The sequence below is a fragment of the Proteiniphilum sp. genome (assembly GCF_034331125.1).
Taxonomy (GTDB): Bacteria; Bacteroidota; Bacteroidia; order Bacteroidales; family Dysgonomonadaceae; genus Proteiniphilum; species Proteiniphilum saccharofermentans.
On record NZ_JAXQGC010000039.1, the window covers coordinates 37822 to 57634 of the forward strand.

Annotated in this window: 13 protein-coding genes; all 13 read right to left on the bottom strand. The window is 39.6% G+C overall.

Annotated features, from left to right (window positions below):
• Nucleotide 1: 1 nt before the first annotated feature.
• The 13 genes from U2P89_RS09250 to U2P89_RS09305 all read right to left on the bottom strand — a co-directional run bounded on the left by U2P89_RS09250 (nucleotide 2) and on the right by U2P89_RS09305 (nucleotide 19749).
• Nucleotides 2–3304 (bottom strand): TonB-dependent receptor, encoded by a 3303-nt coding sequence (locus U2P89_RS09250; protein ID WP_322191233.1) that lies wholly within the window; start codon nucleotides 3302–3304, stop codon nucleotides 2–4.
• Nucleotides 3305–3560: 256 nt separating this feature from the next.
• A complete protein-coding gene (locus tag U2P89_RS09255; RefSeq protein WP_322191234.1) occupies nucleotides 3561–4562 on the bottom strand; it encodes a FecR domain-containing protein in 1002 nt (333 codons plus the stop codon).
• A 122-nt stretch (nucleotides 4563–4684) separates the two neighbouring features.
• Nucleotides 4685–5251: an RNA polymerase sigma-70 factor gene (locus tag U2P89_RS09260; RefSeq protein WP_322191235.1), complete on the bottom strand. Its 567-nt coding sequence runs from the start codon at nucleotides 5249–5251 to the stop codon at nucleotides 4685–4687.
• Between the two features lie 53 nt (nucleotides 5252–5304).
• Nucleotides 5305–5604, bottom strand: coding sequence for a ThuA domain-containing protein (locus U2P89_RS15255; RefSeq protein WP_416188633.1), 300 nt, complete (start codon nucleotides 5602–5604; stop codon nucleotides 5305–5307).
• Between the two features lie 435 nt (nucleotides 5605–6039).
• The gene (locus U2P89_RS09265) at nucleotides 6040–7497 is read right to left on the bottom strand and encodes a glycosyl hydrolase family 28 protein (RefSeq protein WP_322191236.1); all 1458 of its coding nucleotides are present in this window, start codon (nucleotides 7495–7497) and stop codon (nucleotides 6040–6042) included.
• A 55-nt stretch (nucleotides 7498–7552) separates the two neighbouring features.
• Nucleotides 7553–8398: a DUF1080 domain-containing protein gene (locus U2P89_RS09270; protein ID WP_322191237.1), complete on the bottom strand. Its 846-nt coding sequence runs from the start codon at nucleotides 8396–8398 to the stop codon at nucleotides 7553–7555.
• Between the two features lie 55 nt (nucleotides 8399–8453).
• Nucleotides 8454–9911 (bottom strand): glycoside hydrolase family 28 protein, encoded by a 1458-nt coding sequence (locus tag U2P89_RS09275; RefSeq protein WP_322191238.1) that lies wholly within the window; start codon nucleotides 9909–9911, stop codon nucleotides 8454–8456.
• 118 nt (nucleotides 9912–10029) lie between these two features.
• Nucleotides 10030–11448 carry a glycoside hydrolase family 140 protein gene (locus U2P89_RS09280; protein WP_322191239.1) on the bottom strand — a complete coding sequence of 473 codons (1419 nt, stop codon included), beginning with the start codon at nucleotides 11446–11448 and terminating at the stop codon, nucleotides 10030–10032.
• An 88-nt stretch (nucleotides 11449–11536) separates the two neighbouring features.
• Entirely contained in the window at nucleotides 11537–12229 is a 693-nt protein-coding gene (locus U2P89_RS09285; RefSeq protein ID WP_322191240.1) for a DUF3823 domain-containing protein, read from the bottom strand.
• 180 nt (nucleotides 12230–12409) lie between these two features.
• Nucleotides 12410–14326: a RagB/SusD family nutrient uptake outer membrane protein gene (locus U2P89_RS09290; RefSeq protein ID WP_322191241.1), complete on the bottom strand. Its 1917-nt coding sequence runs from the start codon at nucleotides 14324–14326 to the stop codon at nucleotides 12410–12412.
• Nucleotides 14327–14366: 40 nt separating this feature from the next.
• Nucleotides 14367–17852: a TonB-dependent receptor gene (locus tag U2P89_RS09295; protein ID WP_322191242.1), complete on the bottom strand. Its 3486-nt coding sequence runs from the start codon at nucleotides 17850–17852 to the stop codon at nucleotides 14367–14369.
• A 223-nt stretch (nucleotides 17853–18075) separates the two neighbouring features.
• Complete coding sequence (locus U2P89_RS09300; protein ID WP_322191243.1) at nucleotides 18076–19047, bottom strand: FecR family protein; 972 nt, start codon at nucleotides 19045–19047, stop codon at nucleotides 18076–18078.
• Nucleotides 19048–19185: 138 nt separating this feature from the next.
• The gene (locus U2P89_RS09305) at nucleotides 19186–19749 is read right to left on the bottom strand and encodes an RNA polymerase sigma-70 factor (protein ID WP_322191244.1); all 564 of its coding nucleotides are present in this window, start codon (nucleotides 19747–19749) and stop codon (nucleotides 19186–19188) included.
• Nucleotides 19750–19813: the final 64 nt, after the last annotated feature.

Below are 19813 nucleotides of genomic sequence, written 5' to 3' on the forward strand. Positions count from 1 at the left end.
ATTAAAATGAAACATTCAAACCAAAAATATAAGAAGACAAGAGGAGATCGCCGCTACGATTCCATTCCGGATCGTATCCTTTGGGATATTTTGAAAAAGCGGGCAGGTCGTTGGCACTGAAATAAAATCTCAACTGATTGACATATAATTTCTTTGTGATCTCGGACGGAAGGGTATAACCCAATGTGATGTTTTTGATACGCATATAAGCTCCGTTGAAAAGGTAGAAGTCGCTATTGGCGTAAATATTGGCATTGTTGGTTGTCAACTTCGGATATTTCACTTTGGCATTTTCCTCATCCGTAGCCGTCGGACTCCAATGGCTTTCGATCAGATTCAACGGGCTGGCATAGGCTTGATAATTGAACGGAGTGCCTGGCCATGACCAATAAGCACGTTGGTGTCCGATGCCCTGGAATGATAAGTTGAAATCGAACCCTTTCCATTCACCCCAAAGGGATCCGCCATATTGCATTTCCGGCAAAGAGTTGCCCAAACGTACACGATCGTTGGAAGCGGTGATTTTACCATCGCCGTCAATATCCTGGTAGCGGATATTGCCGGCCTTGTCATTATTGGTCAGAACGGGAATCTGATTACCATTTTCGTCCAGCATGGCCTTTTCGTTTAAGATAATCCCCATACTTTTGTAACCATACCATTCATTATAGTAAGAACCTTCTTCGGTGATTCTGTTATCGTCAATCCTTTGTCTGTCTGCCATATATCCCATTTTTGAACGATAATCATATAAGTTGAAACTTACACCGTAGTGGAAGTCTCTGATCCGGTCGTTCCAGGAAAGTTCGAAATCCCAACCAGTCGTGTTCATGTCGGCAGCATTTTTTTGCGGTGCGTTATAACCGAAATAGGAGGGGAATCCTACCTCCATTAACATATCCGTCGTCTTTTTGTAATAGTAATCTACCGAGGCACGTAGGTTGTTCTTTAACAAGTTGATGTCTGCACCGATACCATAGGTCGTCGTTGTTTCCCAGGTCAGGTCCCTGAACGCGTAGTCCATCTGATAAGCTGTCTGCACAATGTCAGCAACCCCGGTAGAAGCATTGGGAATAAAACCGGTACCGAAAGACAACCTTGCCTGGTAGGGGAATTCCGAACCAATGCGCTCGTTACCCAACTGTCCGATAGAACCGCGCAGCTTCAGAAAATCGACAACACTCTTATTGAACCAGGGTTCTTCAGAGATGACCCAACCGGCACTGACTGAAGGAAATGTGCCCCAACGATGACCATCGGCAAAACGGGAAGAGCCGTCGGAACGGATATTGGCTTGCAACATATAGCGGTCTGCCCAGGAATACATGATACGACCAAAGAATGAACGATACGCATTATGTCCGGCTTTTCCGCTGTTGAACTGATAATCTTCAGGACCTAAGTCCAGGTAGGGAAAGTTTACCAAACTATAATTGGTGCGTGAAGCCCCTTGTTCTTCCCATTTATAAAAATAATCCTCATAACCGGCCATCAATCCGATAGAGTGGCGTTTCAGTTGCAGGTTATAGTTTGCATAAAACTGCTTCGTCAAACTATGGTTGTCGTTGCGCGCTTCACTAAGGCTGGTTGAGGAATAACCGACTCCGGGGATAGGATCACCAGTGATCCGGTAGACCTCATATCTTTTTCTATGATCTTTCCCTTTATAGAAGGAGTATTGAGGAGCGACGATGGCTGTTAAAGCCAATCCTTCTATAGGAGTGAGCACTAACTGTAGTTTTCCACCCGCCCCATAGTTTTGCTTTTTGTGTACTCCACTCAGATCACGTTGCGCAATGGGGTTGTCACCATCTTTGCCATCGGCAAAACGTCCATCAGACCAATAGGCGTTATAGATTGGTGCACGTTCCATCAGCTCACCCATGGAGAGATGTGGTTCATTCGCGTTAGAATAAAGCAGGTTCAAGTCTACATTTGCATTGATCCAGTTGTTGATCGTATAGTCATTGTTGGTACGGATGTTAAAACGCTCATAGTTTTTTGTATCTATAAGGGCTTCCGAATCATAGTAGTTAAAGCTGAAGTTCGTTTTCAGTTTATCAGTCCCGCCGCTAAGTGAGAGTGAATGACGTTGGTGATGCGTACTGCTCTTTAGCCCCAGGTCCATGAAATCGGTGTCTGCGTAGCGGTCAGGATCTTCAGCCCGCAGTTGTGCATAATTGTTGATTAGATCTTCCGAGTAAAGAGAGTGAGGAGAGGAAGCCCCATCGTTGAAAGCCAATTCATTAAGGCCACTCATCCATTGTACTGCATTGGCGAATTTTGGCTTGGCTGTGGGTGCATTAATGCCGTATTCCCCATTATATGAAAGGTGGAATTCGTTATTCCGGGCACGTTTTGTCGTGACCAGGATAACACCGGCAGCCGCACGGGAACCGTAGATGGCGGCAGATGCTGCGTCCTTCAGTACCTGGATGTCTTTTACATCTTCAGGAGCAATGTTTGTAAGGGTACCCGGTATGCCATCCACGATCACCAATGGGTCGTTGGTTGACATGGTAGTGACTCCGCGCACACGGATGGTCGCTCCGGCTGATGGGTCACCGTTGGAACGTGTGATCTGTACGCCGGCCATTTGTCCTTGCAATTGGCTGGAAAGCTGCGGTGTACTCTTCATTTGCAGTTTATCACCGCTTAAAGAAGAGATTGAACCTGTCAGGTCGATCTTACGTGCCGTACCATAGCCGATTACCACCAATTCTTCCAACGCTTTGGTGTCTTCCTCTAAGACAATATTAAAAGTCATTTTGTCTGAGGTGGTAATATCCTGTGGTAAATAGCCGATGTAAGAAATATGAAGTATGGCATTCTCTTCTAACCTCAAGGAGAAATTTCCGTCCACATCCGTAACCGTACCGTTTGTCGTCCCTTTTTCAATAATATTCGCTCCGATAACCGGATCGCCGTTTTCATCTATAACTTTACCTGTGATTGTCCGGCCTTGTTGCTGAGCGATGTTTTCACGATTTCTATTCTGTACGCTTTTTTCGGACAGTGCTATTTGTTTATTGTTAATTCGATAGCCAATATTTGTGTTCCGGAACAATCTATTCAATATGTTTTCAATTGTTTCGTCCTTTGCCTGAATAGTCACTTTCTGGTTTAAATCCAGAAAATTGTCACTATAGAAAAAGGTATAATCACTCTTTTCCTCAATTTGACGAAGTACGTTATTTATTTCCGTATTCGTTGCAGAAATACTTATTTGTGCGATGCTTTGCCCAATATTTAACAGGAGCAAAAGCAAACAGCTTATGCCAATTCGTTTGATTTGTGCGTTCATTAAGATAATCTTTTTAGATTTTAGTTTGTTTTAGGATATAATTAAGGATAAACAAGCGCGGAATTAACTCTAATTGAGTAATTTTGTTTTTTATGAGTGCGATTTGCAGCCTTTTTACCTATTAAAGTGCTACCGTGCTGTTAGCATAATTGCATTCTTGCCGGAGTGATGCCGTTACATTACTCCGGTTTTCTTTGTTATGCATAGAGTTCTTTGTTTTTTGTTTTATGTCATAGGCGTCAATTTTTGTGGATTATTATTTCTGTTTTTTACTGAATGTAATGTGTGATCCTGTTATTGTATATTGTAACGGAGAAACGATAGTGATAAGGTTTAATACGTTTTCCATACTGTTATTCTTTATCTTTCCACTGTATTGTATTTCTTTTATGTCGGATGATGTAAAAGAAAAGGTCACATTATACATTCTTTCCAACATTTTGGCAATATTTTCTAATGTTTCCTTGTCGAATACGAATTGATCTGTCATCCAGAAAATAGCTTCATTTGCATTATTGATGCGGGACTTGTAGAACATCATCTCTTTAGTGTCGAATGAAATACGCTCGTTGGGGCTCAATATTTCGGAAAACTGGGTACTGCTTACTTCAATACTGCCTTCAATGAGCGTTCCGGTTATTTGTTTGTCGTTAATATAAGACTTGATATTGAACTTTGTCCCAAGCGCTTTTGCCTGGAAGCCGGAGTGTGTCAGCACAATAAACGGGTTATCCGGATTGCTTTTTACGTCAAAATAGGCTTCCCCTGCCAGTTGTACAGTACGGTTCTTCTTCCCGAAATCCGGGGAATACCGCAATTCACTTGCCGAATTGAGTTGCACGTGAGACCCGTCGGGGAGTTGAACACTTGCCTTTTGTCCGTTTTGAACCGTAACCACAAGCTCTTGCTGTGCATTCTCACGGATCAGTTGGAGTGATATACCCAGTATAAAAAATAAAACCGCAACGGCCGCCCCACCCGCGTACAAGAGCCATCTGCTTTTCTGCTTCGGCGCCATCTGCGACCTTTGGTATATATGCTTCTGGAATTGTTCCCATACTCTCTCCCTACTTTCACCGGCAAATGGTGATGAATATTGTCCTGCACTTCTCCATTTACTTGCATAATATTCATCAAGTTGCTTCTCGCTTATTTGTTTTTGTTGATAAGCTTGTAGCAACCTGCGCATTTCCTCCTTCGATATAGAGTCGGAGAGAAACTTTTCAACCAGTCCTATAATTTCTTGTGAGCTATTCATTCTTATATATTATTATACGTAACAGGGAAGAAATCCTTACAAGGATATTGTTTTTAACAGAATATTAATATTTATTAATAATATAGTTTGTTGGCGCTAGCAAATTTAGGAGTATAAATAAATCAAAATAAGACAATATTGAGATAGTATTTCATTTTTTCCCTTAAAAAAATAAGAGAACGTCTTATTTGTGTTTCGACTGTTTTTTCGGAAATGTTTAACCGCGAGGCGATTTCTTTGTTGGATAGATTTTCCTTCCGGCTCAACAGAAAGATTCTACGTCGTTCGGAAGGTAGTTTCTCAATAAACTCCGAAAGGATATCTTCCAGAAAACGATTATTCACATCTTCTTCAATATCGGTGCTTTCCTGTATATTTTCCTGTTGGAATTGCTCATATTTATGTTTCAGTAGTAATTGTTCGGTTTGTCTGTACACGTGGTTCCGGGCGATGGTATAAAGGAGAGAAGCGATATTGGCTTCGGGATCGATCATTTCTCTTTTTTCCCAAAGAGAAATAAAAACGGATTGGGTGATGTCCTCGGCAAATATCTTATTGAAAAGGGTGTTCAGGACAAACGTATAAATTTGATTGTAATAGTAATGGAAGAGGTATTCGAAGGCCTTTTCATCTCCCTCCCGCAGAAGATGAAGGATATTAGAATGTATATGGATTGTTTTGCCTTTCAATGCGTTCTGACCCCCTTAAGCAATGACAAAGATATATAAATTCTTGTAAAAAATTATTTTTTAACAAGAACCCATTGCAAGCCTCCAACGATATGGCTGATAAACAAGGGGCCGCTATAAGCCTCTTTTTTATGCCCAAGCGCTGTAACCCATTGCCTTCCACCATCAAATTCATTGCACCAGACACTTGGGAACACAGACCCAAAAGTGTTAGGTAACGGTTTTGAATGTTGAAAATTCGGCGATGAGAAATCCGAGACCATCAACCCCCTTATGGTCGGATTCATTTCTTTCAATATATATAATTCGTCTTCCACTTCCCAAACCGGAGGAATCTCCCTTGCAGAAGGTATCTAAACGCTTCTTTTAAAAAAGCCGCAAAACCCACCGTGTAACGCATCCCTTCGACTGTCATATTCTATGACTGGGAAGGGTCTTTGCCCGTATCCCTTTCCAACCATCGTCGACGTCGGATGTGAAGGACAACCTTGCGGACATGAATCAGAAAGTCATAAACAGTGAAGGGAGGAAAGAAGCCGTTGTGAGATAACTTATCCGCAGTATATCCCTATATCCCGTAGGTGGGATGCATTGTTCGTCTAAATGGATATGAGGAACACCTGATCTTTCTTCAATCCCTACAATATCAAAGTTATCTATAATTTCTTACGGAAGAATAAAACGGGCTAAAGACTGGTGGTGTTCGTAAGATGATATTAGTTGAAGCATGTTTTTACAAAGATACTTCTTCCTTTTACAAATACATATTTCTATAGGTGAGCCTAAAATTAAGGTTGAACAGTTATATTTCTCACAAAGGAATTTGTTTGAATATCTTCTATTGTTATGGCTTTGTTGTTAAACATCACATTTTGAAATAACACGTCTTCTACCAAATGTTCTTTGTTATATCCTGCCAGTTCTATGTTTAGTAAATTACCGGTAGCTGAGATATTCTTGAATTCAACTCCTTGTATATGGCCACGTTCTTCGTCTCGTGTCCAGAATGATTTATTAATCCATAGTGAAATAAAGCGTTGTGTTTCTTCAATACGAAGATTCTCGAACCGAACATTACTGACCCGTCCAGCGTCGGACTGAAAAATCCTTAAGGACCATTCCCGACCTTTATCATGGATAATATCGCAATCCTCAAAAATAACATTATCGACATCTTCGCTGATCTCTGCCCCGATACTCAAAGCATGCGCCACTTCATTCCATAACACACATTTCCTGGTGACGATATTCTTTGTTTCACCTTCTCCTTTATCTGACTTTACAACGACAAGATCATCGAGTGTGCGGATGAAACAATTTTCCACCAAAACATCCCGGCTGTTGCAAATATCTATACCGTCTGAATTGGCCCTGTACCCAAGAAGTTTTAGATTATCGATATGAATCCTATCCGACCGCCGCACAGGGATAGTCCAATGGCTGGCATCCCTTAAAATAATACCTTCAAGATTTATATCAGATCCTTCCACAAAAATCATAAAACGTGAATGGGTAGAACAAAGGCTGCCATCTACAATCCCTCGCCCACGGAAGGTGATGTTCCGCCCCTGAAGATCAAAAGAAGGGGAATATCTTTTTAATCCACTATAACTGCTGATGGTGAATGGTTCATCCGGCTCGATAATGCCACGTACAATAGCCCCTCCCGCGACATACACAGTTTTGTTATCTCCAATTACCAGATTACTCACATTATGAATTCCCGGGCCAAAATAGATAACATCTGGATCATCCTGATCGGGTACATCTTCTTCGAAGGGATTTGCAAAAAGATGTAATGACCGAACCCATTCACCATTCATTTCGATCGTGAGATGTATGGGTGATTTTATCTGAAAAGATACTGATTTACCTTCGGTATTGGTAATGATCCCGGCAGAGCTGGGCAATATTTTCACTGAACGAATTTCTTCATCCGTTGTAACGGTTATACTAACCTCATCATTCATATCAAAATATGCAAATGCTGCTTCTTCATAATATTTCGCTGAGTTTTTTTTGTCATCCATAGCTTTCCATCGTCTTTCCTGTTCCTTGGGGGCTACTTTAACCCTATATACGGGCACGTTTTCTCCCTCAACAGAAACTTTATAGTACTGGCTTAACGACTCTTCCAAAGGAGCCGGATAAATGATATAATGATTGGTTTCAGGCTGGCTACAGGCATATAACAAAATGATATTAACTGCTAATACCAGTATTAAAAAGATTGTTTTATTTTTCATTGCATTTATTTTTTGCTCCCGTAATTAATTACATAATAAATCTTCCCACATATGATTATTGATTACTGTTAAACAGATCTGTATAATTGTCCGGCAACGATTCAATATTTCTGATTTGTATATCTTTATAATAGACCTCTGCTGCTTCGCTTTGTAGTTGAATCTTTCCTTTTACCAGCGGATGAAAAACATTATCCTCCAGGTACACAGATTTTGAAAGAGCCATCACCACATGTCCGTTTACAATGTGGAGGCTTTTATCTTCAAAACAGATTAGTTCTACAGTATTCCACTCACCGGGCTTTTCATAATCTTTGCTATGCCGTACAAAACCGCTTCGTGAACCACCTACTCCCATTGGGGTATCTATGCCTTTTGGATCGTAGATTCCCATATCATTCCTGGCTTCAGGGTTGCCCATTTTAATCAAGCCACCAGTTGCAGCAATACACCAGTAATCCCCAAACCCTCCTTCCATAATTTGAAATTCATGTGCCCGCATCCATGACTTCCAGTAATCTACTCCGCATTCTCCCTGGGAATGGTATAATATGCCAGAGTCCATTGGTTCATTTAAGCGGGGATCCCATTTTTTAGTCCCCCATTTCACTTTCAGTTTTAAATGGTAGTTTTCAAATTCTTTTTTGGTAAAAACACATCCGTATATTTCTCCACTGATGCGCAGGACAAGGGATCCTTCCTGTTCAATTATTGAAAAGACCTGATTCGCATTTTTATTATATCCTATCGGCATTAGTTCTTTGCCATCTTCATCCCTGGGTACTTGTCCGTTATAACCCGTTTTGTGTTTAAAGCTCAAGTACATTTCCCATGCCGATAGTTCTTTATCCAACAACGGCATCCATTCCTCTTTCATATCAAAGGAATATATAATACCCACCAGAATTGTTGTTACAAATATTTTTAAAGATCTTATACCTACCTTCATATTAATTCTAATTAATTGGTTTTAAACTATATTTTTTGATAGTTGTATTTTGGGAATGTTTGAGTGGGTCGATTCCGGAAACAGTTCGATATTTTACATCGTCAAGTATCACTTCGTTCACTTTTTCGAAACCCATCGCGGGACGTATTTCTTTATTACCCAAGTAATCGAACGTAACGTTTTCAAACACGATGTTATCGACATTGCGGGCATAAAATCCCCAGTACGGAAGCGCTCTGGATTCGGTACGAGGCCTGAAAAAACCGGTTGTACCTAAAACCTGTTCATCATCAACATGGTAAGTTACCGAGACATTTTTTATCTTAATATTTTCAAATTTACTTCCCTCCGCCCATGCCTCAACCGAACAGGCATTCCTGTATATTCCTGTTGCAGTGATGTTTTCAATATCGATACTGCCAGCGTGATTCCCCTCGTTCAATACAATGGTCAACGCGGTCTGCATATCTCTTATCCGAACATCGTGAATAAATATTTTATCAAGACTTCCGGGCCCAAGGCCCCATGCACCCGGTTGCATAATAATCCCTGTAAGGGAGTTGGTCACCAAGGGGTTGTTTAACGAACCTCTCCGATGACCAAAAATACCGGGTCCGAATATTTCACAATCCATTATTTCCAGGTTGGTGGCGGGCAAGATCAATCTTATTCCATTACATGAACTATTAATAATGCAACCTGTGATTAACATGTTCTCCCAATATCCGCCCGCGATCGCGTCGTCACTGGTAAAAATTTTACAGTTTTCAATCCGTATATTTTTGCCTTCACGGATATGAATACCGTCTGAACCTTCTGAAATAAACAGGTTAGTTAATTCAACTTCTTCAATATCGGCCCCCAGAATATTATAATTCCCCGATCTGGAAATCGTTATTCCAGATATTTCGATATTTTGGGATTCCCCGATAAGGATACCATGCGGCCCTCTCCACCCTTCTTCCCCCTGTTTGTCAACAATCGTATTTCCATCTATTCTGCCGGATCCTGTAATTGTTACATTCCGGACCTGGTCAAGTAATACCAGAGCACGTGACCATACAGAATTGTTGTGCAGAGGAAGATGCAGGGGTCGTTCACTATTATTTTTTCTGATATTATAGTATTTATATTGAGAAATATCATCTGTTCCCAAAAGAATCGAATTCCTTTCAAGATGCAAGGTGACGTTGCTTTTTAGGAGAACAGTACCGGTAACAAATTTCCCTTCCGGCACCAGTACCGTACCTCCTCCTCTATCTGAACAGGCGCTAATCGCCTTATTAATAGACTCTGTGTCAATTGTTTTTCCATTTCCTACCGCACCATAATCTTTAATATTGAATATTTTAACCGTATCTGATTTGGCATGCTCGAAGAGAGGATTCCGTGCAAAACAATCCGGACTCGTATTTGTAATGATACAAATCAGGACAAACAATCTGAAATATATTAATCTAGTCATAATCAAAATACGAGACCTCTGAGGAGAATTGTGTTTTAGTCACTTCCCCGAAGCTGAATTGGAATCATTTTCTAAAGCACGAATATTTGAAATTACCCAACATTTTATGAAATCGAACTTAATCAGCCTCCAAGACCAAAATCCAGTCGTTACCATGTTGTCCAAATTCACCCGGTGGATCAAATAAACGGGTTCCTTTATTTTCAACGAATCCTATTTCATCTATTGTTCCTTCACGCGGATTAAACCAAGCGGCTGTTCCTGAACGGACCAGTTTACTTAAGTTTACACTAACCTCTTGTCCCTTATTCAGGTACAATAAGATAAAAGACTTATCATTAGCAACAATTGCACGGATATTATCCTCACCTAAAAAATTAGTACCATAGATCACTGACTGATCCACATGAAAACTTCCCAGGGGAAATCGGGTGAAAAGCTTTTTCACATGTCTCATATCCTCAGCACCCGGACGATCCAATGCCTCATCCCAGAAGTTCAGACAGGGGACAGCATACCTTGTTCCCGGTTTATACATTTGCCAGATTGCATTATTCCCATAGGTATAGCCTGCCCCGCCCGAGAAGAAGGTCCAATAAGCTTCCATCCGAATATCATAATCATCAAAAAAGCCATGCGGGAAAAAATCCTTGTCTTTGATTAATCCATCTTCACCAATTACATCCTCCTTCTTTTTCCCAAATTGAGAATAATCATTGAAGTGCCAAAACAATACTGGAATATCTTCATATGCAGGTTCGGCATTTACCCATGGTTTTAAGGGGATAAGTTGTTGAAATACCATCCCAAATTCATAAATCTCTGTTTGAAATTTTTTGAAATGGCCACTTTGGATAATATTAAATGAAAGCCAAGGTTCATTATGAAACCAAAAATGAGAAGAAATAGGAGCAGTGGGATGATAAGAAATCAAATTCTTGCCACCATCTCCCGATTGCAAGCCTTTGCCCATTGCTTCCCAAATCAGATACTCCTGGTCAGTTTGTACATTCCTGTCCCCACCCAATATCCAAATAACAGGTTTATCTTTATATCTTTCGGAAAGGAATTTGCCATAGTTGAAAGCATTCTCAACGTTAAAATTAGCACCTCTCCCATTACGGTCAACCACATTATTTGCCCAGGTTGGAAGTAACCCCATATACATCCCCCTCCTTTCTGCTTCATCTACAACAAAATCCACATATTCAAAATATTTTTCATTCGGGCGTGCCGGGTCCATATTTAAAAAAATGGAATCACCATAGGCATTCCTTTGATTAAATCCACCCATCATAATTGTTGCCTGTATAACCGTAAAGCCTTTCTCTTCCCGGTTGTCAAGGTAGAAAACCACTTCTTCTTTGGTTAAAGCATTAAATAATTCCCAGGCAGTATCTCCAATCCATAAAAATGGTTCGGTAGTTTCTGTTTCTATTATAGTTTTCCCCGATGTTACAAATAATTTCTGAGAGAAGACATCTGAATTAGGAATAATCGAAATAAAGATCAAGAAGGATATAAATATATTTTTCATTTTTTTGAGCGCTAATATATTAAACGAGGCTGCCTCATAAAAACATTCATCTAAATTTTTCCAAGACAACCCCGTTTAATAAAAATTACTAAATGGTTATATTAACGGCGGGCGCGTAGTTAAACCTCGCTCCAGATGCGCTACTTAAAGCTCCTATACGAAAATAATACGACCTTCCGGCTATAAAATTAGGATTATTTAAATCGATCAGAAGGGTATGAATTTTGTCCGGATCGGAATTTAAATCTGAAGTACTTTGCGACATTACAAGACTTGTATTGGCACCTACAGCTATATTAGGGTGTGAAAATAATCCAATACGGGCAATATTATCACCGGTTGTTTTTTCAACTTTAAACGTAGCTGTAACAATACTTCCATTTCGAATAATCGAAGCATTTTTGATTCTTAAATAGGGAGTTACCAAGAAATCAAGTTTGGTACTTCCTTTGATTTCGAAATTTTCTATAGGTGCTATTGGTTGAAAATTTCCCTGTACTGCACTAATCTTATATTCACCTGGAAAAATCATACTGTTCCGATACGTACCATCGTGCTTAACAACAAGTGTTTGTGTTATATTTGTTTGGCCCGACACCCACCCCTCTTCAATAATCTGAATTACAGCACCCTGCACAATTTCACTCTGGACAGGCTCATTGGTTTCCGCATCAATAAAGGTCCCAAACAATTCAGCGCTGGGAGCATCATAATTATCTTTTTCACAAGAATATACTAAAGCCAGTACGATAAAAAACACAATATATTTGCAACTATTCATAATGTTTAATTTTAAAATTCATTTTCTTTATAAAATTTTGATGATGTTAGTATCAGGTTGAAATTAGCTTGCATTATCTTTACTACTATAGCTATTGATATTCAAAACCCCTACTATTGAAAATAATTAAACTATTAAGTATTCTGTACTTACTCAGAAAATTTTATAAACTCGTTTCATTTAACCTGTTGGATTTTGAATCAAACCGTTAGCTTCAATACCTGGGATTGGATAGTAATACCAGTTAATTGGAAATGGCCTTTCAACGGCTGCATGAAAGAGATCTCTTACAAAAATGTACTTGGGCGGGCTTACGCTAAGATCCAATACCGGCAGCATTGCCCATGCCAACCGATTATTAAAATATACATGGTGCTCCCTCCTCCTTTTCATGTCTGCATCCCTTTTATTTTCAAAAAGAAGTTCGACCCTCCTCTCACGGAATACATTCTCCTGTGTAAGTGGAACTGGGGCCATAAAGGCGGCACGTCTTCTTATATCATTCAACGCTTTTGTAGCTTTATCAACATCTCCCAGTCCACTTTCAATAACAGCTTCTGCATAATTTAACAAAACTTCGGCATACCTTATATCCATCCAATCAGAAGTGCCGGCATTCCATTGCGCGGTCCCTGTTTCCTGAAGAAATTTCCGCATTGAATATCCGGTTTTGGTATTTCTGCTGGCCACACTGGAATTGGAATTAAATCCCGAATAGTCATCCGGATTTTGTGCTCCCCATGGCCAATATGTCACTCCATTAACAGTTATTCCTTCGGAGGGGACCCCTGTTCTTATCTGTGGGGTACCGTCCGGCATAATTAAACCGGCCTGTATTACAATCTTAACGCCTCTCATCATACTCCCCGGGAGGACAGTATAAGCGTGCAACCTGGCATCCTTGTCTCTGAAAGGATCCAACGGTTCGTCAAAATGCAGATAGGTTTTTGATGGATTATATCCATTATAATCGTCCACATCATTGGGATCGGTAGTGGTAATAATTGGGGCCGGCTCCCCTGGAAGAGAATATTCCTCAAAAAGATCAACCATTTCAACCAGAGGATTCATACGCCCCGGATAGGGGGCCCCGGCTCTTACCTGGGCAGGACTGAACCAGAAATCATAGTTATGACCTCTTCCTACAACATTAAACCCGCGGATAAATATAGCCTCCATTGGGGCAATATTGGGATCCTGAAACATTTTAATATAATTTTCAGTTGCTTCTTCAGGCGAGTCAGGTGTGGGTGCATACAATGAATATTTACCTGAATTTATTACTGTTTCTGATGCTGCTATGGAAGCAGCAAAGAATGCTTCTGCATCACTTGGAACCATACCCACCAACTTTTTATCAACTGCTTCTCCCTGAAGAGTTGCTAAATACCAGTATTTGGCCAATGAACCGGCATAAAGTCCGACCCTTGATTTAAGCGCCTGTGCAACCATTTTACTGGCTCTTCTTCCTTCTTCTTCTCCCCAGGAATCAGGTAATTTTTCTGTTGCTGCATCCAGTTCATCTAATATAAATTCAAACGTTTCCTTCTCGGTACTTCGAGGAACTTTGAGAGACTCCAGATCATTGGGATTATATTCCTGGCTTTCTTTTATTAGCGGCAAACCGCCATAACGCATAGCTAGCCCAAAATAAGCATAAGCCCGGATGAAAAGAGCTTCTCCCGTCATATAATCTTTAGCCTGATCTGTAACGTCCAAGGTGGGTATCGCATCCAATAATAAATGGACATCCCGTATCAAGCGGTAACCTTGTACCCAATAATGAGGAGCCATGGAGCTATTTGCCACACCATAATTACCTAACCATTCGGTATGTATCGCTTCATCGGTGTACATTGCCCTATTCCTGCCTCCATTGGTGTTGGAATGCCAGCCCTCTTCTCCGTAGCGGAAATCTTCAACAGGCATCTGGTAGTATAGATTTGCCAAATATAGTTTTAACCCATTAGGATCACTGAATACATTTTCAAGAGGCATTTTATCTTGTGGTTGCAAGTCCAGGACATCATTGCAGCCGGGTGCTACCAATAGCGTTACTACAAGTAAAGCTGATGTTATATATCTTAAAGTTCTCATATTTATTGACTGTTAATTTTATAATAATTATAAAAATCCACTAAAATGTTACATTTAAGCCAATGTTAAAATTCCTGGTTAAAGGATAGTTGTGCCCATATGTGGCTGTACCACTGCCTGCAGTTTTCTCCGGGTCCAATTTTTTCACTAACGGATCTTTAGTCCAGGTTAAAAGATTAAAGGCGTTTGTATATACACGAAGACGCTGAACCTTTATTAGTTCCAATACTTCAGGTTTAAAAGTATATCCGATTTCCAGATTCTTCAATCTGACATACGTTGCATCTCTTCTCCATAAATCACTTTCTACACTTTTTTGCATAGGTTGGGTTGCATTAGGTCTGGGAGCGGGCCACTTCCCAGGTATCCATTCACTATTTATATCATATGGATCGGCCTGATGCCACCTATCCATAAAATATGCAGGCAAGCTACCTGAAAACCAAAACCACTCGGCAAGCGTTTCAGTATATCTCACAGTATATCCACTTGCTCCCTGAAACAATATGGCTGCATCAAAACCTTTCCAATTAAGATTAAACATCAACCCAAAATTTAATAACGGAGTGGTGCCAAATTTATAAGGAACCACAGCATCGTTACCATTAATAATCCCATCATTGTTTATGTCTTTAAATCTGTAGTCTCCCGGTATTTCTCTAATAGATTGAAATTCCTGAAGAGGAGAATTATTTATTTCTTCAAAACTTGTAAATTGACCGTCCGTTTGATATCCGCGAACATAGTTTGTCCATCTGTCCGGTGCATCATTACTTAACCATCTGTCGTATTGGCTTTGAAAAGGGCCCCGTTCTCTATGCCGTATCATCGTCCGGGCCCAGTTCATGTTCCCACGGATTTCATAGTTAAATCCGTTGATGTTGTTTCTGTGTCCAAGTTCCAGATCAAAACCAGTTTGACGATTGCTATTCAGGTTTTCCTGCGGAAGGGTTGTTCCAAATGTATTTGGTAAAGATGCTGCTCGTGTAGCTAATAGACCCTTTTGTTCCCTGTTGTATACATCAAAAGTCACATCTAGTTTTCCATTCCACAAGCTCAGATCAAAACCTATATCAGCAGTTTCATTAGTCAACCACGATAATAAGTTATTCGTAAGCGCGGGAGATTGAAGTCCATTTAACTGGGTTCCGTTTGTAAATTCCCAAAAACTGGTGCCCCCAAATGTAAAACCGGGCAAGTATTGAAAAGGATTTCCCGCATCTGTTCCCAATACACCATAGGAGGCACGCAATTTTAAATTTGAAATAACGCTCCCATTGTTTTTTAAAAATTCTTCCTCAGATATTCTCCATGCGCCGGAGACAACCGGGAAGAAACCAAATCGATTATCTGGATGGTAACGATAAGAGCCGTTGTAGTTAAATGCGAAATCAATCAGATACTTTTGAGCAAAAGCATAATTTAATCTTCCAATGTAACTTATCCTTGCATTTTGATCCTCCCACCCATTGGTCGTTTGGTTGGCTTCATTCGCAAAACGAAGCTGATCGTTTGTAAAAAAATCTCCATAGTATCTTCTGCCTTCCAGCCCACGATGCCAACCTTTGTACTGTTCAGCAACCAGCATTAATTTGACATCATGATCCGCCCCAATTACTATGTTATAATCTGCGCCGATACGCAGCATATATGTGTTATTAACAGTAGACTGGTTATAAAGATTCTGATCGGGTCTGCGAAAGATAGGATTATAAGTATCCGTTTCTATATCATACGTATACGTATAAAATGCTTTATAAAGATTTTTATTTAAGTAAGTTCCTTGATCATACGATCCCAGACCTGTTATAACTAAATTTTTAAGAAAAGGAACAGTGTATTTCAACTCAAAACTTGATTGTAAATTTCTATTTTCGTTCTCATTGAAACCTGTTAATTCTCTTTGCGATGCTGCCAATGGAGTAACTCCAAGGTTGGTGGTGGCAGGATATAACGGATTGTTATTCGCGTATGGATATTCCGTGGGCAGGGTTACAATTGTATTTCTAGCAATCTGCTGAAAACTTTCTCCTGGTTGATATGCTTTATCATACAAACCTGCAATATTAACCCGCACCCGAAGATTATTTGTAAGGTCGGCAGTAACATTACTTCTCAAATTAGCACGGTCATAGCCCAGATCACCGCTTTGTAACATTCCATTATCTTTAACATATTCCAATCCTATATAATAGGTAATATTCTCATTTCCTCCACTAGCTGATAGATTATGTTGAGTTTGAGTTGAGAAATCCTTCATTGTTAATTTCCACCAGTCAGTACCTTCATAACCCGGCAGGGTTCCTTCCTGCCATTTTTGCAACTCTTCTCGTTCAAAAGCAGGTGAAGAAATTCTACCTGGGTTAGAATAGAGTGCTGCTTCGTTTAACATCATTGTATACTCCGCAGCCGTTGCCTGTCTGGCACGATCGGTAATAGTGGAAAGCCCTGTAACCATTGAATAATTAAACGTTGTTTTGCCTTTGGCTCCTTGATTTGTTGTAACAATTATTACCCCGTTTGCAGCTCCAATACCATAAATAGCTGCAGAAGCATCCTTTAGTACACTTATACTTTCAATATCTTCAGGATTTAATTTTTGAAACGCTCCTGCATCATTCCTTATGATACCATCAATAACATATAATGGATCTCCAAAGCCGCGAATTTGTATATTATTATCAAACTGTCCCGGTTGTCCGGAATTTTGTCTAATATTTAGGCCGGATACTTTTCCTTGCAGTTTTTGTGCAAGACTTGAATGGGTTGTAGTTTGTATCTTCTCTGTACTTACGGATGAAATTGCCCCTGTCAGATTAGCTCTTCGTTGCGTTCCATATCCCACAACAACAACCTCGTCTAATATTTCTATATCTTCTATCAGGGTTATATTGATTGTAGTTCTTCCGCTTAATGGAATACTTTGAGGTATCATGCCCATAAAAGAAATATCTAAGATGGCATTCTCGTGAACGTTAGAGATTGTAAATCTACCCTCAATGTCTGTTACTGTTCCTTTAGCTATATCACCTTGAACAACGATAGTTGCCCCGATAACCGGCTCTCCGTTTTCGTCGGTTACTTTACCCGTTATGGTTCTGCCTTGCTGCTGGACCGTTTCAATTAGCCGTGTTATGGCTATTGTATTTTGGTATGCTTTCTTTGAAAGTACAATATAATCATTCTCAAAATTATAACCGATATCGGTGTTTGAGAAAGCAGTGTTTAGATAAGACGATACTTTATCCGAGTTTTGTTGGAAATTTACTTTCCGGTTAGTATCTACTTCCCGGTTGCTGTAAATAACCAGATAATCAGTTTGTCTCTCAATTTCGTTGATTAACTGCCCAATAGTGACAAAGTTTGACTTTAGTTCAATTACCGCATCCTGTGCATTGGTATTAAGCGCCGTCAATTGGAAAGTGAAGGCAAATAGAAATAGTAAGCAGATTTTCATGATTTTAAATAAATCTTTACAATCACTTTTTTTTATTAAAAAGTGATCTGATGAAATGTTTATTTTCATACATTTGTAAGTTTAAAGTGAATACTTAAATTTGTTACTTCTGTGTTTACTTTGATTGAGCGATAGGTGTTGGCGCACCTGTCGCTTTTACTTTGGAAAGTCATCCTTCATAGGCAATACTGTTTTAAGTGGGTTAATGAAAATGTTTAATTTAATCAGACCTTTTCTCGCTATGGTATTATAGCACAAGTTGGCTGTTCCTATTTGACCTAACGAAAACATTCTATTTTGTTAACGTAATGATATTATTGTCTCTGTCTCTTTCTATTTTAAATGGTTGAATTTTTTGTATAAGATGTAGGATTTCATCGATGCCGTCGCGTTGGCGGAATTTACCGGTATACCTGACATTAAATATTTCAGGATCTTCTACTTTTATCGTGACATCGTAATACAATTCAAGTTTTTTGATGATATCAATGAGCCGTTCATTGTCGAAAGAATAAATGCCTTTTCTCCAGAGCAGGTGGTCCGGATTTGAAATAGGTGTGATGCTCATTTTACTCTCTTTGAGAGTCATTTGTTCGTTCGGTGCTAATAAAATGGCGTTTTTTCCATTCTGTTTTTCACAAATCCTCAAAGAACCTTCCACCAACGCTGTCTGGATGTAACCCGCATCGGGGTAGCTATAGACATTGAATTGTGTTCCCAGTACTTCCATGTTGATATGTTGTGTAGAGACAATGAACGGTCTCTTCTTCTCTTGAGCCACATCGAAGAATGCCTCTCCCGTTATTTCTACAGTACGACTTTTTTTAGAGAAATGAGATGGATATACCAATGTCGATTGCGCATTCAGCCAGACTTCTGTCCCGTCCTGCAAAGTTATTTGGGCACGTTGCCCGGCCGGAACATATAGTGTATTCATAGTTGAATCTATTACTATATCCGATAAATGCAGTGTAGTCCAAACGGTTGCGGTGATAAGAATAAGTGCTATGGCAGCATATTTTGCAAAACTGATAAAAAACTTTCTTCGGATATTCCGTTCGATTTGATTGGTAAATGCCTTGAAATGACTTTTTCCTTCATTTCGATCTGTAGGACGGGATGAAAGTTGTGAAACTGCAGTCAAGTTCTGTAACCGAATAAATTCAGCTTTTAACTGACCGTCGTTTTCAATGCGATGAATCAATTCCAGTCGTTCATCCGCCGTTAATTCCCCGGAAAAATATTGATAAAGTTTTTTATCCATTTTTGATTATTATAATTAATAGACGAGTGAGTAATAAAAATCCGCTAAAGAAAAATAAAATTTTTTCGTTAAGCAAGTACAAAGGCGAAACTTGTGTTGACTATGTTGAGCGTAGAAAAAGCCTGACTTTATTGAAAATCAAATAAAAAGGAAGAGAAAGAGTGGTACGCAATCCTTTAATGCTTCTTTTAGTTTTTTATAAGCAATGGCCATCTGACTTTCCACGGTGTGGATAGAGATATTGAGTTCTTGAGCAATCACTTTCTGTTTCTTCCCTTCAATCTTATTCATCACAAAAATTTCCCTGCATTTTTCCGGCAGCCTGTCTATGGCATTTTGAATAATAGTATCTATATCGGCTTCAGTAAGGAATTTATTTTCTAAGGCTTCGAGCGATTCGAATTTCAGTTTCAGGGTATGGATATATTCAGATTGTATTTCCTCTGCGGCCTGTTGCTCCAATGTCTTCCGCCGGAGAAAGTCGATACACCTGTTTTTTAGCATCATAAACAGGAATCCGTTGAGGTTGATAAAAGAGGTGAACTCTGACTGTTTTTCCCATAGTTCAAAAAAAATATCCTGGACAATATTTTCCGCATCTTCCTCGCGGATCACATATTGCCCGGCAAAACGCTTCATCCTTGAATAGAAGGAGATATACACTTCTTCAAAATGAGCCTTGTATGTTGATGGGGCTTGCATCGAATGCCGTTTTTTTCATTTTTTTGATAATACAGAAAGTCAAAAATACAAAAAAATATGATAA

Excerpts from the sequence above, each read along its gene's own strand:
- U2P89_RS09255 (WP_322191234.1), bottom strand. The coding sequence starts at position 4,562 with ATGAATAGCTCACAAGAAATTATAGGACTGGTTGAAAAGTTTCTCTCC.
- U2P89_RS09250 (WP_322191233.1), bottom strand. The coding sequence starts at position 3,304 with ATGAACGCACAAATCAAACGAATTGGCATAAGCTGTTTGCTTTTGCTC.
- U2P89_RS09280 (WP_322191239.1), bottom strand. The coding sequence starts at position 11,448 with ATGAAAAATATATTTATATCCTTCTTGATCTTTATTTCGATTATTCCT.
- U2P89_RS09290 (WP_322191241.1), bottom strand. The coding sequence starts at position 14,326 with ATGAGAACTTTAAGATATATAACATCAGCTTTACTTGTAGTAACGCTA.
- U2P89_RS09300 (WP_322191243.1), bottom strand. The coding sequence starts at position 19,047 with ATGGATAAAAAACTTTATCAATATTTTTCCGGGGAATTAACGGCGGAT.
- U2P89_RS09305 (WP_322191244.1), bottom strand. The coding sequence starts at position 19,749 with ATGCAAGCCCCATCAACATACAAGGCTCATTTTGAAGAAGTGTATATC.
- U2P89_RS09285 (WP_322191240.1), bottom strand. The coding sequence starts at position 12,229 with ATGAATAGTTGCAAATATATTGTGTTTTTTATCGTACTGGCTTTAGTA.
- U2P89_RS09295 (WP_322191242.1), bottom strand. The coding sequence starts at position 17,852 with ATGAAAATAAACATTTCATCAGATCACTTTTTAATAAAAAAAAGTGAT.
- U2P89_RS09275 (WP_322191238.1), bottom strand. The coding sequence starts at position 9,911 with ATGACTAGATTAATATATTTCAGATTGTTTGTCCTGATTTGTATCATT.
- U2P89_RS09265 (WP_322191236.1), bottom strand. The coding sequence starts at position 7,497 with ATGAAAAATAAAACAATCTTTTTAATACTGGTATTAGCAGTTAATATC.